This is a genomic window from Nonomuraea sp. NPDC049750 (assembly GCF_040659625.1).
Lineage (GTDB): Bacteria > Actinomycetota > Actinomycetes > Streptosporangiales > Streptosporangiaceae > Nonomuraea.
On the sequence record NZ_JBFANB010000030.1, the window covers coordinates 78,849 to 99,607 of the forward strand.

12 protein-coding genes are annotated in these 20,759 nt (G+C 69.9%); 3 read left to right on the forward strand and 9 right to left on the reverse strand.

Features of this window, described 5'->3' with window-relative positions:
• The first annotated feature begins 60 nt into the window (after nucleotides 1-60).
• Nucleotides 61-1,575: a tannase/feruloyl esterase family alpha/beta hydrolase gene (locus AB0J16_RS46960; protein ID WP_358552362.1), complete on the forward strand. Its 1,515-nt coding sequence runs from the start codon at nucleotides 61-63 to the stop codon at nucleotides 1,573-1,575.
• Nucleotides 1,576-1,621: 46 nt separating this feature from the next.
• Here AB0J16_RS46960 and AB0J16_RS46965 read toward each other — a convergent pair whose 3' ends face one another.
• The 7 genes from AB0J16_RS46965 to AB0J16_RS46995 all read right to left on the reverse strand — a co-directional run bounded on the left by AB0J16_RS46965 (nucleotide 1,622) and on the right by AB0J16_RS46995 (nucleotide 17,148).
• A complete protein-coding gene (locus AB0J16_RS46965; RefSeq protein WP_358552364.1) occupies nucleotides 1,622-2,893 on the reverse strand; it encodes a cytochrome P450 in 1,272 nt (423 codons plus the stop codon).
• A gap of 10 nt (nucleotides 2,894-2,903) precedes the next feature.
• Nucleotides 2,904-3,725, reverse strand: coding sequence for a TetR family transcriptional regulator (locus AB0J16_RS46970; protein ID WP_358552366.1), 822 nt, complete (start codon nucleotides 3,723-3,725; stop codon nucleotides 2,904-2,906).
• Nucleotides 3,726-3,922: 197 nt separating this feature from the next.
• On the reverse strand, nucleotides 3,923-10,045 hold the full coding sequence (locus AB0J16_RS46975) for an RHS repeat-associated core domain-containing protein (RefSeq protein ID WP_358552368.1): 6,123 nt from the start codon (nucleotides 10,043-10,045) through the stop codon (nucleotides 3,923-3,925).
• 21 nt (nucleotides 10,046-10,066) lie between these two features.
• Complete coding sequence (locus AB0J16_RS46980; protein WP_358552370.1) at nucleotides 10,067-14,122, reverse strand: LamG-like jellyroll fold domain-containing protein; 4,056 nt, start codon at nucleotides 14,120-14,122, stop codon at nucleotides 10,067-10,069.
• A gap of 478 nt (nucleotides 14,123-14,600) precedes the next feature.
• The gene (locus AB0J16_RS46985) at nucleotides 14,601-15,269 is read right to left on the reverse strand and encodes a class I SAM-dependent methyltransferase (RefSeq protein ID WP_358552372.1); all 669 of its coding nucleotides are present in this window, start codon (nucleotides 15,267-15,269) and stop codon (nucleotides 14,601-14,603) included.
• A gap of 181 nt (nucleotides 15,270-15,450) precedes the next feature.
• Entirely contained in the window at nucleotides 15,451-16,602 is a 1,152-nt protein-coding gene (locus tag AB0J16_RS46990; protein ID WP_358552374.1) for a hypothetical protein, read from the reverse strand.
• A 201-nt stretch (nucleotides 16,603-16,803) separates the two neighbouring features.
• The gene (locus tag AB0J16_RS46995; RefSeq protein ID WP_358552376.1) at nucleotides 16,804-17,148 is read right to left on the reverse strand and encodes a MerR family transcriptional regulator; all 345 of its coding nucleotides are present in this window, start codon (nucleotides 17,146-17,148) and stop codon (nucleotides 16,804-16,806) included.
• 91 nt (nucleotides 17,149-17,239) lie between these two features.
• Here AB0J16_RS46995 and AB0J16_RS47000 point away from each other — a divergent pair, with 91 nt between their 5' ends.
• On the forward strand, nucleotides 17,240-18,037 hold the full coding sequence (locus tag AB0J16_RS47000; RefSeq protein ID WP_358552378.1) for an aminotransferase class IV family protein: 798 nt from the start codon (nucleotides 17,240-17,242) through the stop codon (nucleotides 18,035-18,037).
• An 87-nt stretch (nucleotides 18,038-18,124) separates the two neighbouring features.
• Here the strand turns inward: AB0J16_RS47000 and AB0J16_RS47005 are convergent, their stop codons facing one another.
• Nucleotides 18,125-18,865, reverse strand: a complete 741-nt coding sequence (locus AB0J16_RS47005; RefSeq protein ID WP_358552380.1) for an SDR family oxidoreductase — start codon at nucleotides 18,863-18,865, stop codon at nucleotides 18,125-18,127.
• 85 nt (nucleotides 18,866-18,950) lie between these two features.
• On the opposite strand from AB0J16_RS47005, the gene AB0J16_RS47010 reads away from it, so the two are divergent.
• Nucleotides 18,951-19,502 carry a TetR/AcrR family transcriptional regulator gene (locus AB0J16_RS47010; RefSeq protein WP_358552382.1) on the forward strand — a complete coding sequence of 184 codons (552 nt, stop codon included), beginning with the start codon at nucleotides 18,951-18,953 and terminating at the stop codon, nucleotides 19,500-19,502.
• Nucleotides 19,503-19,545: 43 nt separating this feature from the next.
• Here the strand turns inward: AB0J16_RS47010 and AB0J16_RS47015 are convergent, their stop codons facing one another.
• The gene (locus tag AB0J16_RS47015; protein ID WP_358552384.1) at nucleotides 19,546-20,751 is read right to left on the reverse strand and encodes an ROK family transcriptional regulator; all 1,206 of its coding nucleotides are present in this window, start codon (nucleotides 20,749-20,751) and stop codon (nucleotides 19,546-19,548) included.
• Nucleotides 20,752-20,759 lie beyond the last annotated feature (8 nt).

Consider the following 20,759-nt stretch of genomic DNA (forward strand, 5'->3'; position numbering starts at 1 on the left):
CCCGCCGGGAAGATGCCTCACCTCGGGAGGCTCTTGGCCGCGATCGCCACCGTACTGTCGATGGCGATCCCCCTGAACGCGCAGCCGTCCGCCGCCGCGGTGGCCGAGAGCGGCACGTGCGAGAGCCTGACCGCCGTGACGCTCCCCCACACGACCGTCACCCTCGCCGAATCGGTCCCGGCGGGCAGGCACACCGCTCCCGACGGCCGGGTCCTGCCGTCCGTGCCCGCGTTCTGCCGCGTCCACGGCGTCGCCAAGCCGGTGCCGAACTCCAGCATCGGCTTCGAGGTGTGGATCCCCCAGCAGGGGTGGAACCAGCGGCTGCTGATGTTCGGCAACGGCGGATACAGCTCGGCCATCGACTTCCCGTCCATGGGCGGCCCCGCGCTGGCGGCCGGGTACGCCACCGTCGGCACCGACACCGGGCACACCGGTGACGACCCTGACGTGTTCGTCCAGGGCGCCGCCAATCCGGAGATCATCGTCGACTGGGGCCACCGCGCGGTCCACGAGACGATCGTCAACGCCAAGCCGATCGTCGAGGCGTACACCGGCGCCAAGCCGCGCTACTCCTACTTCATCGGCTGCTCCACCGGCGGCCACCAGGCGCTGATGGAGGCCCAGCGCTACCCGGACGACTTCGACGGCATCGTGGCCGGCGCCCCGGGCAACAACCGCGTCGCGCTCAACGCCGGCTTCCTCTGGCAGTTCCTCCGCAATCACACCCCCGGAAGCACCTCTGACCCGATCGTCCCAGCGGCCAAGCTGCCGCTGCTGACGAACGCGGCCGTCAAGCGATGCCGGGGCAAAGACGGCGGTCTGGCGACCGACGACTTCCTCACCGATCCGCGACGCTGCTCCTTCGATCCCGCCTCGCTCCGCTGTCCGGCCGGCGACGCTCCCACCTGCCTGACGAAGCGCCAAGTGCAGGCGTTGCGGGAGATGTACGCGGGCGCCCGCGACCCGCGTACCGGCGAGCAGATCTACCCCGGCTGGCCGGTGGGCAGCGAAGCACCCGTGGTGGACGCGTCGGGCACCGTGCGGGTGGGCTGGAGCTCCTACTGGGGCGCCACCGAGCCGGCGCGGGCGAACTTCTGGCGCTACTGGGTCTTCAACGATCCGAACTGGAAGTGGTGGACCTTCGACTTCCACCGCGACCTGCGCCTGGCCCAGAAGAAGCTCGGCCCGATCATCAACGCCACCGAACCGGACCTCAGGCCGTTCCGGCGTAGTGGCGGCAAGCTCATCATGTACACGGGCTGGGCCGATCCGGTCGTCTCCGCCCACGACACCATCGACTACTACGGTCAGGTGGTTCGCGCCACCTCCGGTGAGCGTCGGCCGGGCAGCGCGGCGGTCGCGCGGACGCGGGAGTTCGCCCGGCTGTTCATGGTCCCCGGCATGGCCCACTGCGGCGGCGGCCCCGGTCCGAACGTCTTCGACACGCTGACCCCGATCGTGAGCTGGGTCGAGCGCGGAGCGGCGCCCGCCGAGATCGTCGCGACGAAGTACGTACACGACAACCCGGCGGACGGCGTCGCGATGACCCGTCCCCTCAGGCCCTTCACGTGTTAGCGGTCAGGTAGGGCGTACCGGACGGAGGTCAGCCGACGCGGACCGGTCAGCCGACGCGGAGCGGGAGGGTACGCGGCCCGCGGACCTGACCGGCGGCCCAGGTCACCGCGTCGGGGTCGGCCAGGCTGAAGTCCGGGAACCGCTCCAGCCACACCTCGAGCGCGACCCGCAGCTCCATGCGCGCCAGGTGCGAGCCCACACAGCGATGAATGCCCAGGCCGAAGGCGACGTGCCGGTTGACCTCACGGTCGATGACGACCTCGTCCGCCCGGTCGAACTGAGCCGGATCGCGGTTGGCCGCCGGGAACGACAGCAGGATCCAGTCGTCGGCCTTCATGTCGCCGCCGCGCCAGTGCATGTCCTGCTTGACCAGCCGGGCCATCGTCACCGGCGCGTACGCCCGTAGGAACTCCTCCATCGCGGTCGGCAGCAGCTCCGGCTCGGCGACCAGGCGCTCTCGGTCGGCGGGCGTCTTCGCCAGGTGCCACAATGACGCGCCGATCGCGCTCCAGGTCGTGTCGATGCCGGCGATGAGCAGCAGCGCCATCGTGCCCGCCACGTGGGACGGGTCGAGCTTGTTGCCGTCGAGCTCGGCGTCGATCAGGTAGCTGGTGAGGTCGTCACGCGGGTGCTCGACATGCTCACGGATCTGCACGAGCAGGTAGTCGAACAGCTGCTGCGAACGGGCGAAACGTTCCTCCGGCGGCAGGTTGATGCCTTCGAGCGCGTTCTCGACGAACACCCGGAACTGCGCCCCGTCCTCGGGCGGGAAGCCGAGCATCTCGGCGATGACCCGCATCGGGATGTGCTGGGCGTAGTCGGCGGCGGCGTCGACGACGTCCTGCCCCGCCATCGCGTCGATGAGCGCGTGGCAGTACGCCCTGGTCCCCGCCTCCCGCTTGGCCACCGCGGACTTGGTGAACGCCGGCAGCAGCAGCTTGCGCGCGTGGTGGTGGAAGGGCGGATCGGAGGAGATCGGCGGCGCGGTGCCCACGGGAGCCAGCTCGACAGGCGGCCGGAAGTTGCTCATGATGATCGCCCGCGACGAGAAATGCTCGGTGTCGTAAGCGATGGCCGCGACGTCCTCGTAGCGGGTCGGCAGCCACCCGCCGCCGAACCGCTCGGTGTGCGCGATCGGGCAGCGCTGCCGCAGCTCGTCCTGGATGGGGTACGGGTCGGCCGCCCACTCCGGCTCGGCATGGGAGAAATCGGTCGCCCAGTCCGAGACGGGCCCGGTGATGACCTCGTTACGGGCGCCCGGAGGCGGCTCCTCCAGCGTCCCCCGGTACTCCTGGTTGAAGCGGTCGTCCACGGTCATGTCTATCCTCCTAGAGGATCTCGATCGCTCGTTCGGGACAGTTGGACACCGCCAGGCGCGCCGCGCGCTCGTTGTCCGGCGGCACGATCCCCTCGCCGATCACCTGCCCGTAGCCCTCGTCGTCCTCGCCGAACAGGTCGGGGGCGAGGTCGTAGCAGCGACCATGCCCCTGGCAGCGCTCGGAGTCGATACGCACTTTCACTGGGGTGCTCCTCTCTGAGCCGTGGTCTCGACGGTCTGTGGTGCCGGCGGGGGCCAGGGCGGCGACGACGCGGGTGAGCAACGCGGTCCACTCCTCGTCGTCCACCGCGTGCAGGTCCGGGCTGATGAGCGCGCTGCCCATCGCGAGCAGGAGGCAGAAGTGGGCGAGCGCGTTCCCCGACAGCGCGGGGTCGAGCTCGCCATCACTCTCGGCGATGCCGGCGAGCCCGGCCAGCCAGCCGGCGCGTTCGCCGATGTAGTCGCGCATCGGCTGCGCGACCTCCTCATCACGACGGGCCGCGACCAGGGCTTCGACGATGAGATAGCCGCCGGCGTCACGCTTGTACGGCAACCGCCGGCCGACCACGACGAGCAGCTCCGCGATCGACCGGTTCGGATCGGCGGCCAGCAGATCGGCCAGCAAGCGCGGCCCGTGCGCGCGCAACGCGGCCACGAGCAGCTGGGCCTTGGACCCGAAGTGCGCGTACAACGCGCCGTTGCTCACCCCGGCGGCCGTAGCGATGTCCGCCACACGCGTGCCTTCGTAACCGCGCTCGGCGAACACCTCGGCAGCCGCTCGCAGCAAGCGTTCACGCGTCTCGGCGGCGGTGACGCCCGCGATACGCCCCATGATCAAATTAAAAGACCGTTCATTTGATTCGTCAAGGGCGGCTTCATTTCTGCGTGGGTTTGTCCCCTGTTCGTCGAGGTGGCGGGGCGGGAGCGGGTTGCGGCCGCGCCCGGCCGCAACCCGCTTCCACGACCTCGTCCGGGATCATGCTTCCCGGACGAGATCGTGCCCCGGCGACTACTGAGAAGGGTGAGCGCCTACACCATCGGGTCGCGCGGTTTCTGTGTGAACGGCCGCTGGTCCGGGAGGTCGACGATGTACTTCTTCTCGTCCGACCACTGCAGCAGGTAGCCGGAGTTCCAGCCGCGGGTCAGGCCGATCTCCCCGATCGCCGCGCCGATGCCCACGCCCCCGCCGAACTGCGAGTACCTGGAGATGTGCCCGTCGTCGAGGCTGCGCTCGACGCCGGCCGCCATGGTGCCGCCGAGCAGGGCATGCCCGTTGACAGACGCCTGGGCGTACGCCCCGTTCCCACTGTTGATCTGGGTGGCGTTGTCGCTGTTCGCCAGGATGCCGAGGTCCGCGGACATGAAGCCCCCGTCGGTGAGGAACTGCTTCAGCCCGGCGTTGAACGTCAGACCGTTGGAGTCGGCCGAGAAGCAGGCCGTCGCCCCGCCGCCGTAGGCGACGGCCGCCGCGGCGGACGCGCACAAGGACGTCGAACCGTTGGCGTCGTTGCTGTTCGGGAGGGCGGTGATGATCGGCCGGTCCCAGTTCACGGGCTTGCTCGGACTGGACACCGGCTTGTCGGCCTTGGGCTGGGGCTTGGGCGCGACGGCCTTGGGGTTGTAGATCTTCGGGTCGAAGATGTTCGGCGGCTTCGGTTTGAACGCCGAACAGAGGAAGCACGTGCGAGGCTTGTACCAGTTGAAGGCCCGCAGCGCGGCACGGTAGATCATCATCTGGTACTTGTAGGGAGTCAGGTACTTGGCGGCCTGGGCCCCCGGGACGCTCACATACCCTCCGGCGTCCACGATGTACCTGAGCCCGTCGGGGTCCGACATGGTGGCCGGGTTGTTGTTGCCGTAGGCGTAGGCGTTGAGCTGCTGCGGATCCATCGGATCGACGACGGGATCGACAGAGACGAACCTGCCTGTCACGGGGTCGTACTCGCGGACGCCCAGCCGGGTCAGCCCGGTCTCGGGGTTCGCGGTGCCGCCGACGAAACCCCGATCGCCGGCGGGCCAGCCGGCCGTCGATCCCCTGGCGTCGCCGAACGGGTCCAGCCGCCGCGCGGTTCCCGCCAGCGTGCCGGCGTCCACGGCGGCCACGGAGGTGCCGTGGTGGTCGGAGATCGTCCAGGTGAAGCCGGCGCCGGTGCGGATGCCGAGTCCTTCGTACTGACGCGTCCCCGCCGTCGCGCCCGTCGCGGTGTTCAGCCGGATCTCGCCGTCGCCGACGAACAGCGTCACCGCCCCGGTGTCGCGGCGGATGAGCTGATTGCCGTCCGTGTCGTGGACGTACGAGGTGGACGTGCCACCCGCCGCGATCGCGGCGAGCAGGCCCTCGGCGTCCCAGGTCAGGGTCTGGGTGCCGGCGGGTCCCGGCCGCTTGATCGTGTTGCCGGCCGCGTCGTAACCGTACTGCGCGCCGGCCTGACCCGTGGTCACGGCGGTCACCGCGTGCGGCAGGTCGACGCCGTCGCCTGGATCGGGGTAGGTGTAGGTGGTGGCGGTGTCGGCCGCCCCGCCCAGCCCCTTGACGGTCCTGGTGAGCCGGTTGCCGGTCAGATCGTAGCCGTACTCGTGCCAGTAGGGCGCGGGGCCGCCGATCACGGACGCGGACGGCGTGGCCGCGCAGGTGTCGGTGCCCTGGGTCCAGGCGGTGGTGAGCCGGCGCAGATGGTCGGAGAGGAAGCACTGGGTGTCCTTCCCCAGACCGGCGGTGCGGTCGGTGACGCGGGTGACGTTCCCCGCCGGGTCGTAGCCGTAGGTGAGGTCGTGCACCATGACGCCGCTGGCCTGCTCGCGCTCGGTGAGAGTCTCGGTGACCCGGCGGGTGCCCTCCTCGTAGTAGGTGGTGCGCCACAACCGCTTGCCGTCGGCGCCCAGTTCGAGCTGGGCGGTCTCGCCCAGGGCGTTGTACTCGGTGTCGGTGACGTAGGTCAGGGCGCCGGTCACCGTGTCCCGGCGGCCGAGGTCGTCGTAGGTGAAGGTCAGCGTCTCGCGCGGAAGGTCGCCCAGCGCGGGCAACGTCCTGGTCGCGAGGCTGCCGTCCTCGGCGTACGTCGTGTTCGTCAGGTAGGTCCCGGCGAGCTTCCCCTCGTTCGCGGGGATGGTCACCGACGTTCCCTCAGGCCGTCCCGCCTCGTCGTAGCCGGTGATCTCCTTCACGTACACCTGGCCGCCGGCGTAGCGGGCCGAGGAGGTCAGGGCGCCCTTGGCCAGGGTGTCGTACGTCGTCTTGGTGAGCAGCGACCCGGTGGGCGAGTCCTGCCTGGTCTCGATGACGCGCCCGAGCTTGTCCGGCACCGAGGCGACGGTCCTGCCGCGGGCGTCGGTGACGGTCAGCAACTGGCCGGCGCCGTCGTAGGTCATGGTCGAGACGCCCTTGTCCGGGTCGTCGGAGGTGAGCTTGCGTCCGAGGACGTCATAGGTGTACCGCCAGACGTTGCCTGCCGGGTCGGTGATGCTCGTCAGCTCGCCCCGCTTGCTGTAGCCGTAGCGGGTGGCCGCGGACGGGCCGGACAGAGTCCTGCCCTCCCACTGCACCAGCGCGGTCGTCCGGTCCCTGGCGTCGATCCACCGGGTGGTCACGGTCGAGCCCTGAGGCGGGATCGTGCTGACCCAGTCGGCGCTGTAGGACGTCGTGGTGCGCCACTGCTCGACGTTGAGCTTCAGGAGGATCTCCGCGGTCTTGCGTTCCGCCCCGTCGTAGGTGGTGACGGTGGCCGACGGCACCTTGCCGGCCTGCGGCTGGAACAGCGTGGTGCCGGGTGCGCCGGTGTCGTGGTAGGACGCCCGGTTGACGCTGACCAGGCCGCGGGAGTCGTAGAGGGTGTCGGTGAGCACGCGGCCCTCGGCGGGGCTGGGTTCCTGGGTCTGACGGGGCCGCAGGAAGCCGTCGTACAGCGTGTACGTGGCGACGTGGTTGCCGTTGGCCTTCAGCGTGCTGGTGCGCAGGTAGCTGGGACCGCCGGTGCGGCGCACGCCGTACTCGTAGCGGACGTGGGGGCTGTCGCCGTCCGCCTCGGTGCGGCCGGGCTTGTAGACCTTGACCAGACGGCCGAGCGCGTCGTACGTGAGCGACGTCGTCCGCCCGTTGGCGTCCACCTCCTTGAGCGGCTTGCCCCATGCCGGGTCCAGGGTGGTGGTCGTCTCGTGGCCGAGCGGGTTGGTCACGTTTCGCTCGACGGTCAGCCCGTTGGTCTCGGTGTAGGAGGTGGTGGTGATCCGGTTGAGCGGGTCGCCCGACTGCTCGGGGCGGCCGTAGTCGTCGAAGGTGGCGGTGCCGCTCACCATGTAGACCGGGCTGCCGCCCTGGTAGGACTTGGCGACCTCGACCTTGGTGGCGTCCCCTCGCGTCGGCGGCACGCCGAAGTCCTGGCCATCGTAGGAGGTGCGGGTGTCGGAGACGGCGTCGGCGGGGTACGCCGGGGCAGCGCCGCAGGCCACACCCACGGTGGTGGTCTGTTTCGGCAGGCTGACCAGCATGAGACCGGTGTTCTTGGCGTAGGCGACGGTGGTGCACCGGTCGTCACCGGCCGACTCGACGCTGCCGAGGTCGTTGATCTGGATGGCGTTGCCGTACTCGTCGTAGGTGGTCTCCACCCGCAGGACGCGCGTGCCGCCGCCGGAGCGCCACTGCCGGGTCTCGGTCCGCGCGGTCTCCACCTGGTACGCCCGCAGGCCGCCCTGGGTGGCGACGAGGCGCGTCCAAGGGTCGTTGACCTCGGTGGTCAGGGCGGTGGCGCCGTCGTAGGTGACCTGCTCGCGCAGGAAGCCCGACAGCGGCGCGGCGTCGTCCAGTTTGACGCCCGCGGAATCGGTGATCTGCGCCGTCTTGGCGCCGCCGCCCGCGTTGAGCCGATCGCCGTTCATGCCGCGGAAGTACAGGTAGTCGGTCCTGGAGACGGGCTTGTTCTCGTCGTTGGCCGGATCGCCCCTGCGGACCACGACCTTCTCGTACCCGCGCCACTCCGACCAGGTGCGCTTGTCCTGGGCGACCAGCGGGTCGTCGTTGTAGGCCCAGGCGCCGCCCTTGGCGTCGTACTCGTACGTGGTCACCATGTCCTTGGCGTCGGTCACCAGGTCGTCCTCGACCACCTTGGCCACCACGTACTTGTGGAACCAGTCGTTGACCGGCGTGACCGCGGGCGGCATCGCCCACCTGACCGGGAAGCAGCGTTTGGTGTTGCTCTCCGCCGCGGCGGGCAGGGCGCCCGGGGCGCAGTCAGGGTCGGCGTAACGGACGTTGACCGCTCCGCCGGACTCGGTGGTGATGGTCGTGAGGCGCGGCTTGTTCAGCGCGGGCAGGCCGTCCGTGGCGAAGTTGACCCGGTTCGCCTTCATGGTGCCGTCGAACGTCACGTCCGGCAGCGCGATCGCGGTACCGGCCACGCCCGAGTGGGTGATGCCGTTCAGCCACAGCCCCGCCGTGGTGCCGTCGCCGGGCGCCGGGTAGGTGTGGGCCAGCTCCCACTGGTCCACGCCGCGGTAGTTCCCGCCGCCCGTGGAGACCTGGGTGGTCACCTTGGCCAGGCGCTTGGTGGACCAGAACGTCGGCGAGTACCGGTCCGCGCACGGGATGGACGCGCAGTCGGTGTCCCACGGGACGTCGGGCCAGGCGGCGCTGGTGCGGACCGCGCAGTTCTGGCCGGGTACGCAGCGGTCGGCGGTCTCGAACAGCACCCGGGCGGGCGCCTGGGTGGTGTACTCGGCGCCGGTACGGGTCCCGTACTCGATCCGGCGCAGCGTGCCGCCGCGGACGTAGGTCGCGGTGGCGGCGCCGCGGTTCTGGGCGTACCGGTTGGTCTCCTGGTCGTAGAAGTAGCTCATCGAGTTGCCGTGCGGCTCGACGACGTAGTCGAGGTTCCAGCGGTAGGCCTGCTGGCAGGCCGAAGCGGCGAAGGTGGCCTTGTTGCACGGCTCGTTCGCGTCGTTGCCGTACACCGGCACCGTCCACGCGGACTGCGTGGTGGCCTTGTCCTGCGTCCAGCCGGGCAGCCGGTTCAGACCGAAGAAGTACTGGGTGCCGTCGGTCGTGGTGACCTTCCAGTACTCGCCGTCGTCGTCGCCGTTGACCGCGCCCGACAGGCGCTCGATCCGGCTGCCGTCGTCCTTCTCCAGCCGCCACGCGTTGTTCTCGAAGACCATCCGTCCGGAGTGCTCGCCGAAGGACAGGGTGGCGTTGTCGGTCTCCCAGCACAGGTCGCCGGTCTTGGTCTGGCCGTTGTTGCCGCCGAGATCGTCCGCGCAGCCCTTGTAGGAGCGTTCGATGAAGCCGGGTACGAGGTTCCAGCCCTCACCCACCCATGACGGCTGGTTGTTCGTGGACACGGTCCGCCCGTCCACGGCCCGCGAGGAGTACGAGAAGGCCAGCTCCGGGGCCAGCGCTCCGGGCACGGGCGGCGTGCTCAGCGGGTACGACCAGGCGAACTCGCCACCCTGCGTGGAGACCTGCCAGGTGCCGGACGGCGCCATCGAGGTGGCCTTGTAGTCGCCGCCCGGCCCGTCGGCGCCGGCCGTCAGCGCGAACGTGCTCGCCGTGCCGCCGACCGCCACCTCGGCCGACACCGTCGCGGCCTTGAGGTCGTTGCGTACGGCGCTGACGGGCCCGGCGTCGGCTCCTTGCGGGACGAGCCGCAGCCGGGACGCCCAGTCGCCGCCGTAGACGTCGCGGAAGGCCGAGTAGTCGACGGCCACCGTGACCGGGCCGCGCTCGCTCTCACCGTCCGCCCGCCGTACCGACAACAGCAGGCCCTCCACCCCTTCCCGTACGGCGGCGGCCCGGTCCAGCACCTCGACCTTCACCCGCGCCGGTCCCGGCGCGCCGGCGGGACTCACCCACACGGGAAGGTCGCCGGCCCGGCTGCGGCCCGACACGGCCCCACGCGCGGCGGCGACCGGCACCGCCACCTCCGCAGCGCCGGCGGTGGGCCAGTCCTTCTTGGGCGCGGCCCGCTCGGCGGTCGCGGCCTCGGGGTCGCGCCGGGCGGCGGGGGGCGTGAAGTCCTTGCCGGGGACCGGCTCCACTACGTCGGGTTCGCTGGGCCGTACGGGCCCGAGACCGACCGCCCCCGCGGGAGGGCCCGTGAGGGCCACGATGAGTAAGCAGATCAGGGCCGTGATCGGCCACAGCCACCGTCGGTTACCGCGCATGAGTCGAGATCCCTTTCCTGGTCACAGCCCGGAGGCGACGAAGCCGAGTGAACGGTCGAGGGTCTGGCCCTCGCAGGCGGGGTCGCCCGAGTCGAACAGCTCGTTCCAGCTGGCCCGGCAGCGGAACAGCTCCTTGCCGGTCGCGCCCGGCGCTCCCGGCAAGCCCTGCGGCGGGCTGGTCCAGATGAAGCCGATCCTGCCCACGACGGTCTTGCCCTCGCAGGCCGCGTCGGTCGAGCTGAAGGTGTCGGTGCCGTCCTGACAGCTCATCAGCGCCGTGGTACCGGGAAGCTGCGCGATCGACAACGTCCCGGTGGAGCCCTCGGGGCGGTAGTTCGCCGCGATCCGGCCGGTGGAGCTGGCGTGGTCGTAGGGATATCCGGTGGTGATGTGCCTGACCAGACGGAGATAGCCGCGGGTGTAACCGAGCTCGAACTCCGTCGTCTGGCCCTCGCACCCGGGATCGAGCGAGGCGAAGTGCCCGAAGCCGGGGATCAGGCACCGGTAGACCCGCTGCGCGGGCACCCCGGCGGGCGGCGAGATGTAGAGCCGGCCCACGCTGCCGAGGTTGGTGTAAGTGCCGCAGTCGTGGGCGAGGAAGTAGTCGACCTCCCCGTTGCGGCAGGAGTACACCATTCGTGTGTTGGGCTTGTCCGCGCCGGCGAGCAGGCCGAAGGAGCCCTCCAGATGCGCCGACGGTGGCACCGGCCCGTTCGTCACGATGTGCCGGCCGGTGGCCAGGTTGTTATAGCGGCTGAGCTGGGCGCCGTAGGGCACGTTCCGCCTGGTGATCGGCTTCTGGTACTCCGCCTTGATCTGGTCGGCGGTCCGCACCCCGGTCCACGCGTGCACGTCGTCGATCGCCCCGGCGAACGGCGTGGCCGGCGCCCCAGCCTGCCTGCCCCGCCCCACCTGGAGCGCGCCCGTGGCGTTCACCGTGGCCGTGACCTTCTTCCAGCCGGCCTTGACCCCGTCCACGTAGAGCTGGATTTCCTGGGCCGCCGGGTCGTAGACGCCTGCCAGATGGGTCCACACGCCCGCCTGCGCGCTGTCTCCGGGTTCGACGCTGAGGGCGAGCTGGGTGTCGGTCGCCGACTGCGGCAGCGCGAACGACCACTTGCGCTTCCCGCCGTCGTAGCGGAGCTGGAAGCCGCTGCCCTGCACGGCGTCCTGGCTGAGCACCGTGCGGACCTGGCCGTCGTCCGCGTCCAGCTTGACCCACGCCGTGACGGTGAAGCCGGCGTCCGTACGGAGTGCGGGGCCGGTCGTGGAGAGGGTCTCGGTGCCGCCGCCGAACATCACCGCCCCCGTGCCCACCTTGCCGGTGGTCCAGGAGGCGGCGGCGCCGAGCGTGCCGAGGCGGTAGTTGCCGGACACGTCCTGCGCCGTCGTGCCCGTCCCTTCGTCCAGCGGCAGGAACACCTCCTCCGTCGCCGGGGAGCCGGCCAGGTCGTGGATCTCGTCCAGGGTAAGTGCGCGGTCGTAGACGCGGACCTCGTCCAGCGAGCCGGGCCAGTAGTTCACCGCCTGCCCGCCCACCTGGGCGCGGCCGAGCTGCACGGAGCCGGTCGCCTTCCACGGCGTGAGATGGTCGCCCGTCGTGCCGGGCACGCCGTCCACGTAGATCCTGATCTTCTTGGCGGCGGCGTCGTACATGCCGACGAGGTGCGTCCAGCGGCCCGCGACCGCTGGGCCCGCCGACTCGGCGACGTCGCGTGCGGCGGTGTCGGCGTTCGTCGCCGGCAGCACGAAGTGCCACTTCTTGACGTTCGGGTTGTACTGCAGGAAGAACCCGCTGATCGTGCTGCCGCTCTGGCTCACCGCGGTCCGCCAGTCGGTGTCGAGCCGGTCGAGCTTCACCCAGGCGGAGACGGAGAACGACTTGCTCGTGTCCACGGTGGAGCCGCCTTCCGTGCTCACGTAACCGGTGGCGCCGTCCAACCAGAGCGCGTCACCGTGCCGGCCGGGCGCCCACTTCGCCGGGCCCTTGGTGAAGGTGCCGTGGTGGGCGTTCCTGGAGTCGTCGACCACGGCCGGCTCGGCATAGCCATCGAGCTTCCAGTGCCCGTTGGGCGGCGTGCCTGGGCCGACCCAGAAGTGGTAGCGGTACTCCGGGCCCACGTTGCCGGCCTTGTCGACGCTGCGCGCGTACAGGTCCATCGGGCCGTCCTCAGGCGGCGTGACCAGCACGTTCGCCGAGCCCGAGCTCGTCTTGACGCTGGAGTAGCCTTCCTGGCCGTACAGGTAGTACTCGAAGCCCGCCACGTCCTCCACGCCGTCGGCGCCCAGCGTGAAGCCGCCCGTGCGGCCGACCCCGCCGCCTCTGTCGCAGGGGTCGTAGTCCGGCGGCGGGCACTCGGGGTAGGTCACCGAGCTGACCTTCGGTGTCTTGTCCGGGGCCTTCCTGTCGATGGTGACGTCACACCACGGGCCCCACGGGCCGAAGTCCACGCCGTCCGCGCCGCGTACCCGGTAGGCCAGCTTCGCCCCGTCGCCGGCGTGCGCCGCAGGAACGTCCACGGTGAAGGCGGAGCCGGAGGACTTGAACTCCGTGGCAGAGCCGCCGAGCTGCGCCCCGAACCTCGTGTACCACTCGAACTGTGCCTGCACCAGCCCGCCGTCCGGATCGGCGACCACCGCCGACAACTTCGGCCCGCGCGGGCCCTTGCTCGGGTCGTTGTCGATGTGCGGGTTCGCGTACGGCTCGTTCGGCTGCACCGCGCAGGACGCGTTCTCCACCGTCTGGCCGGTCGGCGCGCCGGGGTAGCTGTTGTACGTGATGACCAGGCTCGGGTTCGTGCTGAACTTCTTCCACGCGAACTTGTCGCCCTCGTCGGCCGCCTTCAGCATGATCGCCGTGGCCCCGTTGTTGTACGTCACCGCCGCGTTGACCGCCCCGGTCGCGTTGAACCCGACCCAGGCGCCGGGGCAGCTCGCGCTGTAGCCGTGGGCGACGTTGGCCGTGCCCAGCGCGACCGGGCCGCCGCCGGGGAAGGGCTGGTTGTTCCAGGTCGTGCCGCCGCCGACGGGGCTGGTGCCCCACGCCTCGACCGCGCGGGCCGAGCAGGACGGGGCGTAGTTCTCGAAGACGTTGAACTCCGCGCCGAGTACGTGCTTGCCGACCATGAACGAGGCGTCGAACTGGAAGTACGACCTGGCCACGCCGATGCCGTTGCAGCCCGCCCAGTCGCAGAGCCCGACCTTGGCCAGGTTCTCCCCGTCACCGCCCCAGTACGCCTGGCTCGGATGGCCGGACAACGCCAGGGCGAAGCCCGTCCGGCCGGCCGCGAAGTCCGGGTCGATGAACACCGGGAACGTCGCGGCGGGATCGTCCAGCAGCTTGCGATCGGGCCGCAGGACCAGCGCCTTCTTGCCCAGCTCCAGCGCGCCCACGGCCCGCTTGGCGGCCGACGGGGTCGAGTCCCACACCATCGGCGCGCCGGACCCGAAGACCTGCTCGCCCTTCGCGTCGTAGACGGCGATGTTCCCGTCGCCGTCGTCGCGGACCGAGACGCCCCTGGTGTCCAGGCCGAACGTCAGCTTCGACAGCTCCGGGTTGCGCGCCGCCTCCCGGTTCTTGACCACCAGGACCTCGGTGAAGCCCTGTGCCGTCGCGGTCATCCGCAGGTCAACCCCGCGCAGCACCTCGGGGTAGTTGACGGAGTCGCGGCTCAGCACCGGGTCCGGCAGCGGCTTCGGCCAGCGCAGCTCGATCCGGGCCGCGTCCTCGCCGAGCCGTACCAAAGGCTGGTCCCCGCCGCCCGAGAAGACGACGGGGACCGTGGTCGCGGCCGGCTCCACGCCGCCGCCGGCCCGCACGCGTAACGTCGTGTCCACCGGGACCCAGCCCGCGCCGCGTCGGACGCGGACGGGAACGGTCCGCAGCTCGGCCGTGAACGAGCCGTCCGGGTTGGCGTAGACGTCCCGGGCCTCCGACTGCTCCGCGGGCACCGCGACCCGCTGCCCCGACTTCTTCGCCTGGACGACGGCCCAGGGCGCGGAGCCCGCCGGGTCGTCCGCGATCGCCGCCACCATGGTGTCCCGTGCCGCCTCCGCCGGCGCCGTGACTGGTAACAAACCGGCGAACATGGCCGTTAGCCCCGCTAACGGCGCACGCAACCAACGCCTCACTGCGCCTCCAGAAACTCCTCAGGCAGGCCACTGCTGCCTTCGTGCCGCGACAAGATCGAGCTTCCGGCTCGGAGCGTTCATGCTCCAGGGCAGGAGGCGGACATTTATCGGCCATTTGCCGCGGTCCACGGCGGAAGATCAATTGCCGCGCTGTGCGTGTTATGCCGCAGAGGAGCACCAGGATGCGTGCGGCCGGGTCACAAGGACGAGATTCGCGTGGAGGTCCTCGTCCCCGCCGGTCGCTTCCGGCATCTCATGAGGGGGATCAGGGAAGCACTTTCAACGGCCTCCCGCTTCAGGACATGTGTCATGCGGGCCCGCCTCCCGGGCGCGGCTTCGCGGTGCGAGCGGCTTTCCCGCCGCGCAATACCAGCGATCCCCCGGGGCCCAGGCGGTCCCGGGGGACGTCGATCAATCCCTGCGATCAGGACGAACAGGCGGCTTGTCTGCGCATCAGCAGGTGGCCGCGGCGGAATCGTTCATCCTCCAAAGGCTCGCGCAACATCCGCCCCACCTCGACGAACTCCTCCTTGCGGGCCAGGTCGGCCAAGTCGTCGATCGGCCACCGGTAGGCCGGCGTGACCTTATGGTCGAACTCCAGCACTGGACCGCCATCGGATTCGAAGAAGCCGAGCAGGAGGTGACCACCCGGAGCCAGCACCCTGCGGAACTCGGCGAAGTACGCCGGCAGCTCCGGCGGTGGGACGTGGATGACCGAGTACCAAGACAGCAGACCGCCCAGCTCGCCGTCGGCCACATCGAAGGCACTCATCGAAGCGACCTCGAAACGCAGGTCAGGATGGTCTTTGCGGGCGATCTCGATCAGTGCGGGAGACAGGTCGACGCCGAAGGCGTCCAGCCCGAGGCTACGCAGGTGTGCCGTCATGTACCCGGGACCGCAGCCGGCCTCGGCGACGGGCCGGGGCCCGGTGGCCCGTACGAGTTCGGCGAACACGGCGACGATCGCGCGATCCAGTGGCAGGCGGTCGAGCGAGTCCCGGGCGAGATCGGCATAGAGGTCGGCGACGGCGTCGTAGGCGTCCGCCGTCGCGCTCAGATAAGTCGCGGTCAGGTGGGAGGAGGATTCGGCCATGGCGGACGACTGTAGTTCATCGGTCGGCAGTTCATCGGTCGGCAAAGGTCGTCGATCATCGACCGGTCGGCGCGTCCGTTCCGTAAGGCCCTCCAGAAAGCGCCGCGGCCTCGCTGCTCTTCGAGGCGGTGCGGATGACGAAGAGCAGCGATGGTCCCGCGGGCGTCACGTGGGAAGAGTCTCAGCCCGTGTAGTCGGTGGTCTGGGTCTGGCCGCTCGGCCACAGATACTTGCCGTGGTCGGCCGTCGTATAGGTGCGGCTGTCGTCTCCCGTACGGGCCTGGATGAGGTTTCGGCGCCAGGTGGAGCCGCGCGCCGATCCGCCCCAGATGTTGCCGTACAGGAAGCCGTACAGCTGCTCGAGCTCCGCCGAGAAGACGTTGTCGGTGACGGTGATGTTCGTGGCGTTGTTGACGTCGCCGATGTGCAAGGCATAACCCCAGCCGGAGACATAGTTGTTCGTGACCGAGATGTGGTCGTACACGCCGCTGCCCTGCAGGGCCAGGCCGTTGGTGTTCCCCACGGAGGCCAGGGTGTTGTGGTCGAGGATCATCGGACCGCCGTTACCTTCGCTCTGCGGGCCGATGCCGTCGTGGTGGTAGACGTCATGCGAGGTGTCGGCCATGTCGTGGATGTAGTTGTTCGTCCACGTCGACGGGCGGCCCGGGAATCCCGTCACCATGATCATGCCCGCGTTGCCCCAGATGTCGTTGTGGTCCATGACGGCCACGGCTTCCTTCATCGTCGTGGCCAGCTGCCAGGACTTCTCGAAGGGCGTGCCGGGCTTGGAGTGGGACGACGAGACGGTGCCGTCGTTGCCGGGAGGCATCGCGTAGGAGTTCGGCTTGAACGTCGAGTAGAGAAACTTGATGTTGTTGTCGGAGTAGATCTGGACGAGGTTGTCATTGGGGTTGGTGCCCTCGAACAGACAGCCGACGAACGTCAGGTTGTCGCCATAGATCAGCACCTTCAAGCCCAGGAAGCGCTTGTAGGAGATGACGCTGTTGTCCGGAAACTCAAGCCTCAGCGGCTCGTCGGCACTCATGCCCGACTCGTAGTCGCTGAGCTTGCCCGGGTACGCGCCCAGGCCCAGCCCTCCGGCGTTGGCCGGGGTGTTGGCGTAGCCGGTGTTCGAGAAGTCCGGCCAGTAGCCGGAGCCGTCGTTGGGGCGGGCGTCGATGGCGCTGACGGTCTCTTCCGCGCCGCTCGTTCGCAAGTCGCCGGGGACGACGCTCGTGGAAAGGGCGGCCGCGAGGAAGGCGAGGGCGAGCGCGGCGGACAGGCAGCTCCGGGCGAGCGAGCGGGCTAACGGGATGCGGCGCCGGTCGTCCACGCCAGCGCGATGCGATGTGTTGATCTCGTGCTCCGATACGGTCGGTTACCGACTCGTGCCGTCCAGCGGCAGAGGCGGTGCTTCTGCATCAGGTGGTGGTCCGGGGTTACCGGTGATTTGTCATGATCACACTGTGCAGGACGTTCCTCCCGCCGCGCCGGGATTTTCAACATTCGGGGCGAGCGCCGCCGTCCTGATCGGTCAGGGCTGGCCGAGGAAGCCCGCCAGGGCGCCGCGGCTGCGCTGGAGATCGTCAATGCGCTTATCCATGGCCTCGAGCTCGCCGTTCAGAATCTCCCAGAGCTCGGCACACCACTCGAAGTCCGGACGCTCGCCGCGCACGCACGGCAACACCACGCGGATCACCTCGGTCGACAGGCCCACCTTCAGCAGCGCGCGCACCTGACGCACGGTGACCACGGAGTCCTCATTGTAGAAGCGATAGCCGTTCGCGCCGCGACCGGCCTCCAGCACTCCCTGTGCCTCGTAGTACCGCAGCAGCCGTGTACTGACCCCAGTGCGCCGCGACAACTCACCGATCAGCATGCGCCGGCTCCACTCCTCGGTTGACCTTGCCATTGATGTCAAGCCCTAACGTCGCTCGGGAAACGCACATTCCATACTGCTGGAGCGAGGTATGTCTTCTTACGTTGTGCAACGTGACGGCCGGGTGGCCGACGCCATGGACCTTGCGCCGCTCGCATTCGCCGGGTACGCGCACTTCACCGCCATGCAGGTGCGCGGCGGCCAGGTTCGGGGGCTGGACCTGCACCTGGAAAGGTTGCGAGCGGCCTCCGCAGCGCTCTTCGGCCGCGCGGTGCCCGACGACCGGGTGCGAGCCCTGTTGCGGGCAGCCGTCCAGGCCGGACCGGCCGACCTCTCTCTGACGGCCACGGCGTTCTCGCCCGCGGGGGAGTTCACGCCGGCGGACGCCGAGCCCGATTTGCTCATCCGTACCGGACCAGCGGCGTCCGGGCCCCGGGGGCCGCTCGCGTTGGCGGTGGTGGAGCATGAACGCGTGCTTCCTGCGGTGAAGCACGTCGGGGAGGTGGCCAAGACGTACTATCTCCGCCAGGCCGTCATGGACGGCTTCGACGACGCCGCCTTCATCGACCGCCGGGGGCGGCTCAGCGAAGCGTCGATCTGGAACCTGGCCTTCTGGGACGGGACCGCGGTGGTGTGGCCAGAAGCTGAGATGTTGACCGGGACCACGATGGGCATCGTCCGCCGGCAGCTGGACCGGCTCGGGGTTCCCCAGCGCGTTCAGCAGATCCGGCCGGCCGACCTGCCAGGAATGGCCGGGGCCGTGGTGATGAACTCGTGGACGCCGGCCGTTCCAGTGCGTCGAATCGGCTCCGTGCCTCTGCCCCACGCGCCGGCCTTCGAGGCGACCCTGCGCCGGGCGTACCAGGCCGAACGGCTCACTACCCCGTAGCGGCTGGGCGGGTCGCGCGTCGACTGTCACTTGCCTGCCGCGCGGCGGGCCATCTATCGCTCACCGACTCAGCAGGCCAGAGCATTCCTAGCCTTGTACGGTCGGGCGGATGGTGACCTCGCCGATCTCGACATCCCGGGGCTGTTCGATCGCGAAGGCGACAACGCGGGCGACGGCCTCCGGCGCGATGCCGAACCCGTCCATGTTGCGGCGGACCTCCTCACGGACCTGCGTGTCGTCGATCGAGCCGGTGAGTTCGGTACGGACGAAGCCCGGCGAGATCGCCGTCGTCCGCAGCACGCCATCGGTCGACTCCTGCCGCAGTCCTTCCAGCAGGGTGCGTACGGCGTTCTTCGTCGCCGCGTAGACCGCCTGCGTAGGCACGATCTTCAGGCCCGACGTCGACACTGTGGTCACCAGATGGCCGTGGCCCTGCCGGCGGAACACCGGCATGGCGGCGGCGATGCCGTACAGCACTCCCCGCAGGTTGACGTCGATCATCGCGTCCCAGCCGTCGACGTCGAGCTCGCTCACGGGGCCGATCCGGGCGATGCCGGCGTTGCCCACCAGCACGTCAAGCCGGCCGAACTCCGCCACGGCCTGGCCGACAAGTCGTTCGAGGTCCCCGCGCCGGGTGACGTCCGTGGCGCAGGCGATGGCACGTCCGCCACGATCGCGGATGTCCCGCGCGAGCTGGTCGAGGCGTTCTGTCCGGCGCGCGCCGAGGACGACCGCCGCGCCGCGCTCGGCGAGCAGGCGTGCCGTGGCCTCACCGATGCCACTGCTCGCTCCGGTGATGGCGACGACCTGGCCTTCGATGACAGTCATAGGAATCCCCTTCAGATAAAGTGGACACGTGTCCGCTTAACCCGAAGCTACCGGACACGTGTCCGCTTAGCAAAGTAGGAAAGCGATGAACCCAACCGGGCGCCGAGCCGACGCCGCCGACAACCGCGACCGGATCATCCAGGCCGCACGAGCGGTCATCGCGAACGCGGACGAGATCAAGCTCAATGCGATCGCCAAGCAAGCAGGGGTCGGGCAGGGCACCCTCTATCGCCACTTTCCGACCCGGGAGGCGCTGCTCATCGAGGTCTACCGGGAGGAGGTCGACGAGTTGGTGGCGGTAGCGCCGGCACTGCTCGGCGAGCACGAGCCGCTCACGGCGCTGGCTCGCTGGTTCGACCGGGTCGTCGACTACGCGCAGGTCAAACGCGGGGTGTTCGCCGCCGTCGAAGCGTCGGTGTGGCAGGGCCTCGCGGCCCACAGCTTGGGCCCGATCGGTGACGCGCTGACCACTCTCCTCGACGCCGGCAAGGCGGACGGAACCATCCGTTCCGACGTCGACGCCCGTGACGTCATACTCCTCATGGGCTATCTGACCCGCCTTGAGGAGACCGAGTGGGACAGCCGAGCCCGGCACCTGCTCCGCATCGTTCTCGATGGGGTACGAGCTCGCGAATGATCACGAAAGCCATGACCAGGCATCCGTAGCCAAAGGCGAACGGTCATGCCTCGGCGAGCAGGCGGCCCACTCCCGCCTGGCTGAAGGCCTCCCGGCTGGCCAGCGCGATCGCGCCGAAGATCCCCGCGTCGGCGCCGAGCTGGCTCGGCATGATGATGAGCTTGCGCGTGGCCAGCGGCAACGCCTGTTCGTACACCGCGGCGCGCACTCCCGACAGGATCTCGTCCTGCAGCTCGCTCAACGGGCCGCCGAGCACCAGCGTGCGCGGATTCAGCGTGTGGATCAGCATCGCCACCACCTCACCGATGTCGGTGGCCGCCTGGCGGATGCGGTGCAGTGCGCTGGTGTCGCTGTCGGCCACCAGGCGGGCCAGTTCGCGCGAGGCGTGCAGCCGGTCGTCGAACGAGGGCGGCGTGATGCCGAGGTCGGCGAGGACCGCCCGATAGCTGGCCACGGCCTCCAGGCAGCCGGTCTTGCCGCATCTGCAGACCACGTCGCGGCGCGTGGGCGCCCGGATGTGCCCGATGTCGCCGGCCGCGCCGTCGGCGCCGCGGTGCACCGAGCCGTCGGCCGTCACGATGCCGGCGCCGATGCCCGAGGCGACCTTGATGAACAGCAGGGGCGTGTCGGCCATCTCCTGGGTCGCCTCGCCCAGGGCCATCAGGTTCACGTCGTTGTCCACCGTGACCGCGGCGCCGAACTGCCCGCGCAGGTAGTCCCCGACAGGGTAGGCGTCCCATCCGGGCATGATCGGCGGGCGTACCGCGCAGCCGCGCTGGAAGTCGACCGGTGCCGGCAGGCCCGCGACGACGTGGCGTACCCGAGCCGGATCATGGTCGTGCTCGTCGAGCATCGAGCGCAGCCGCTTGGACACCACGGCCAGCAGTTTCTCGGGACCGCCGTCGACGGACATGTCGACGGTGTCGCGGGCGATGACGGTGCCGCTGAGGTCGGCGATCGCCAGCTGGGTCGCGGAGACGTCCACGTCGGCCACGGCGATGGTACCGGCGCGCGGGCTGATGGTGAGCGCCCGGGGCGGCCGCCCGCGTACGGACTGGCTCGACTCGGTCTCCTCGACGATGCCGAGCTCGATCAGCCTGTCCACCTGCTGGCTCACCGTCGATCGGGCCAGGCCGGTGAGCCGCGCGATAGCCGCGCGGCTGGTCGCCTCGCCGGTGGCGATCATACGGAGCACCTTGCGCAGCGCGATGGCCACAGGTGTCGGCCCGTGCTCGTCGTCTTTTTGCATGCGACGAA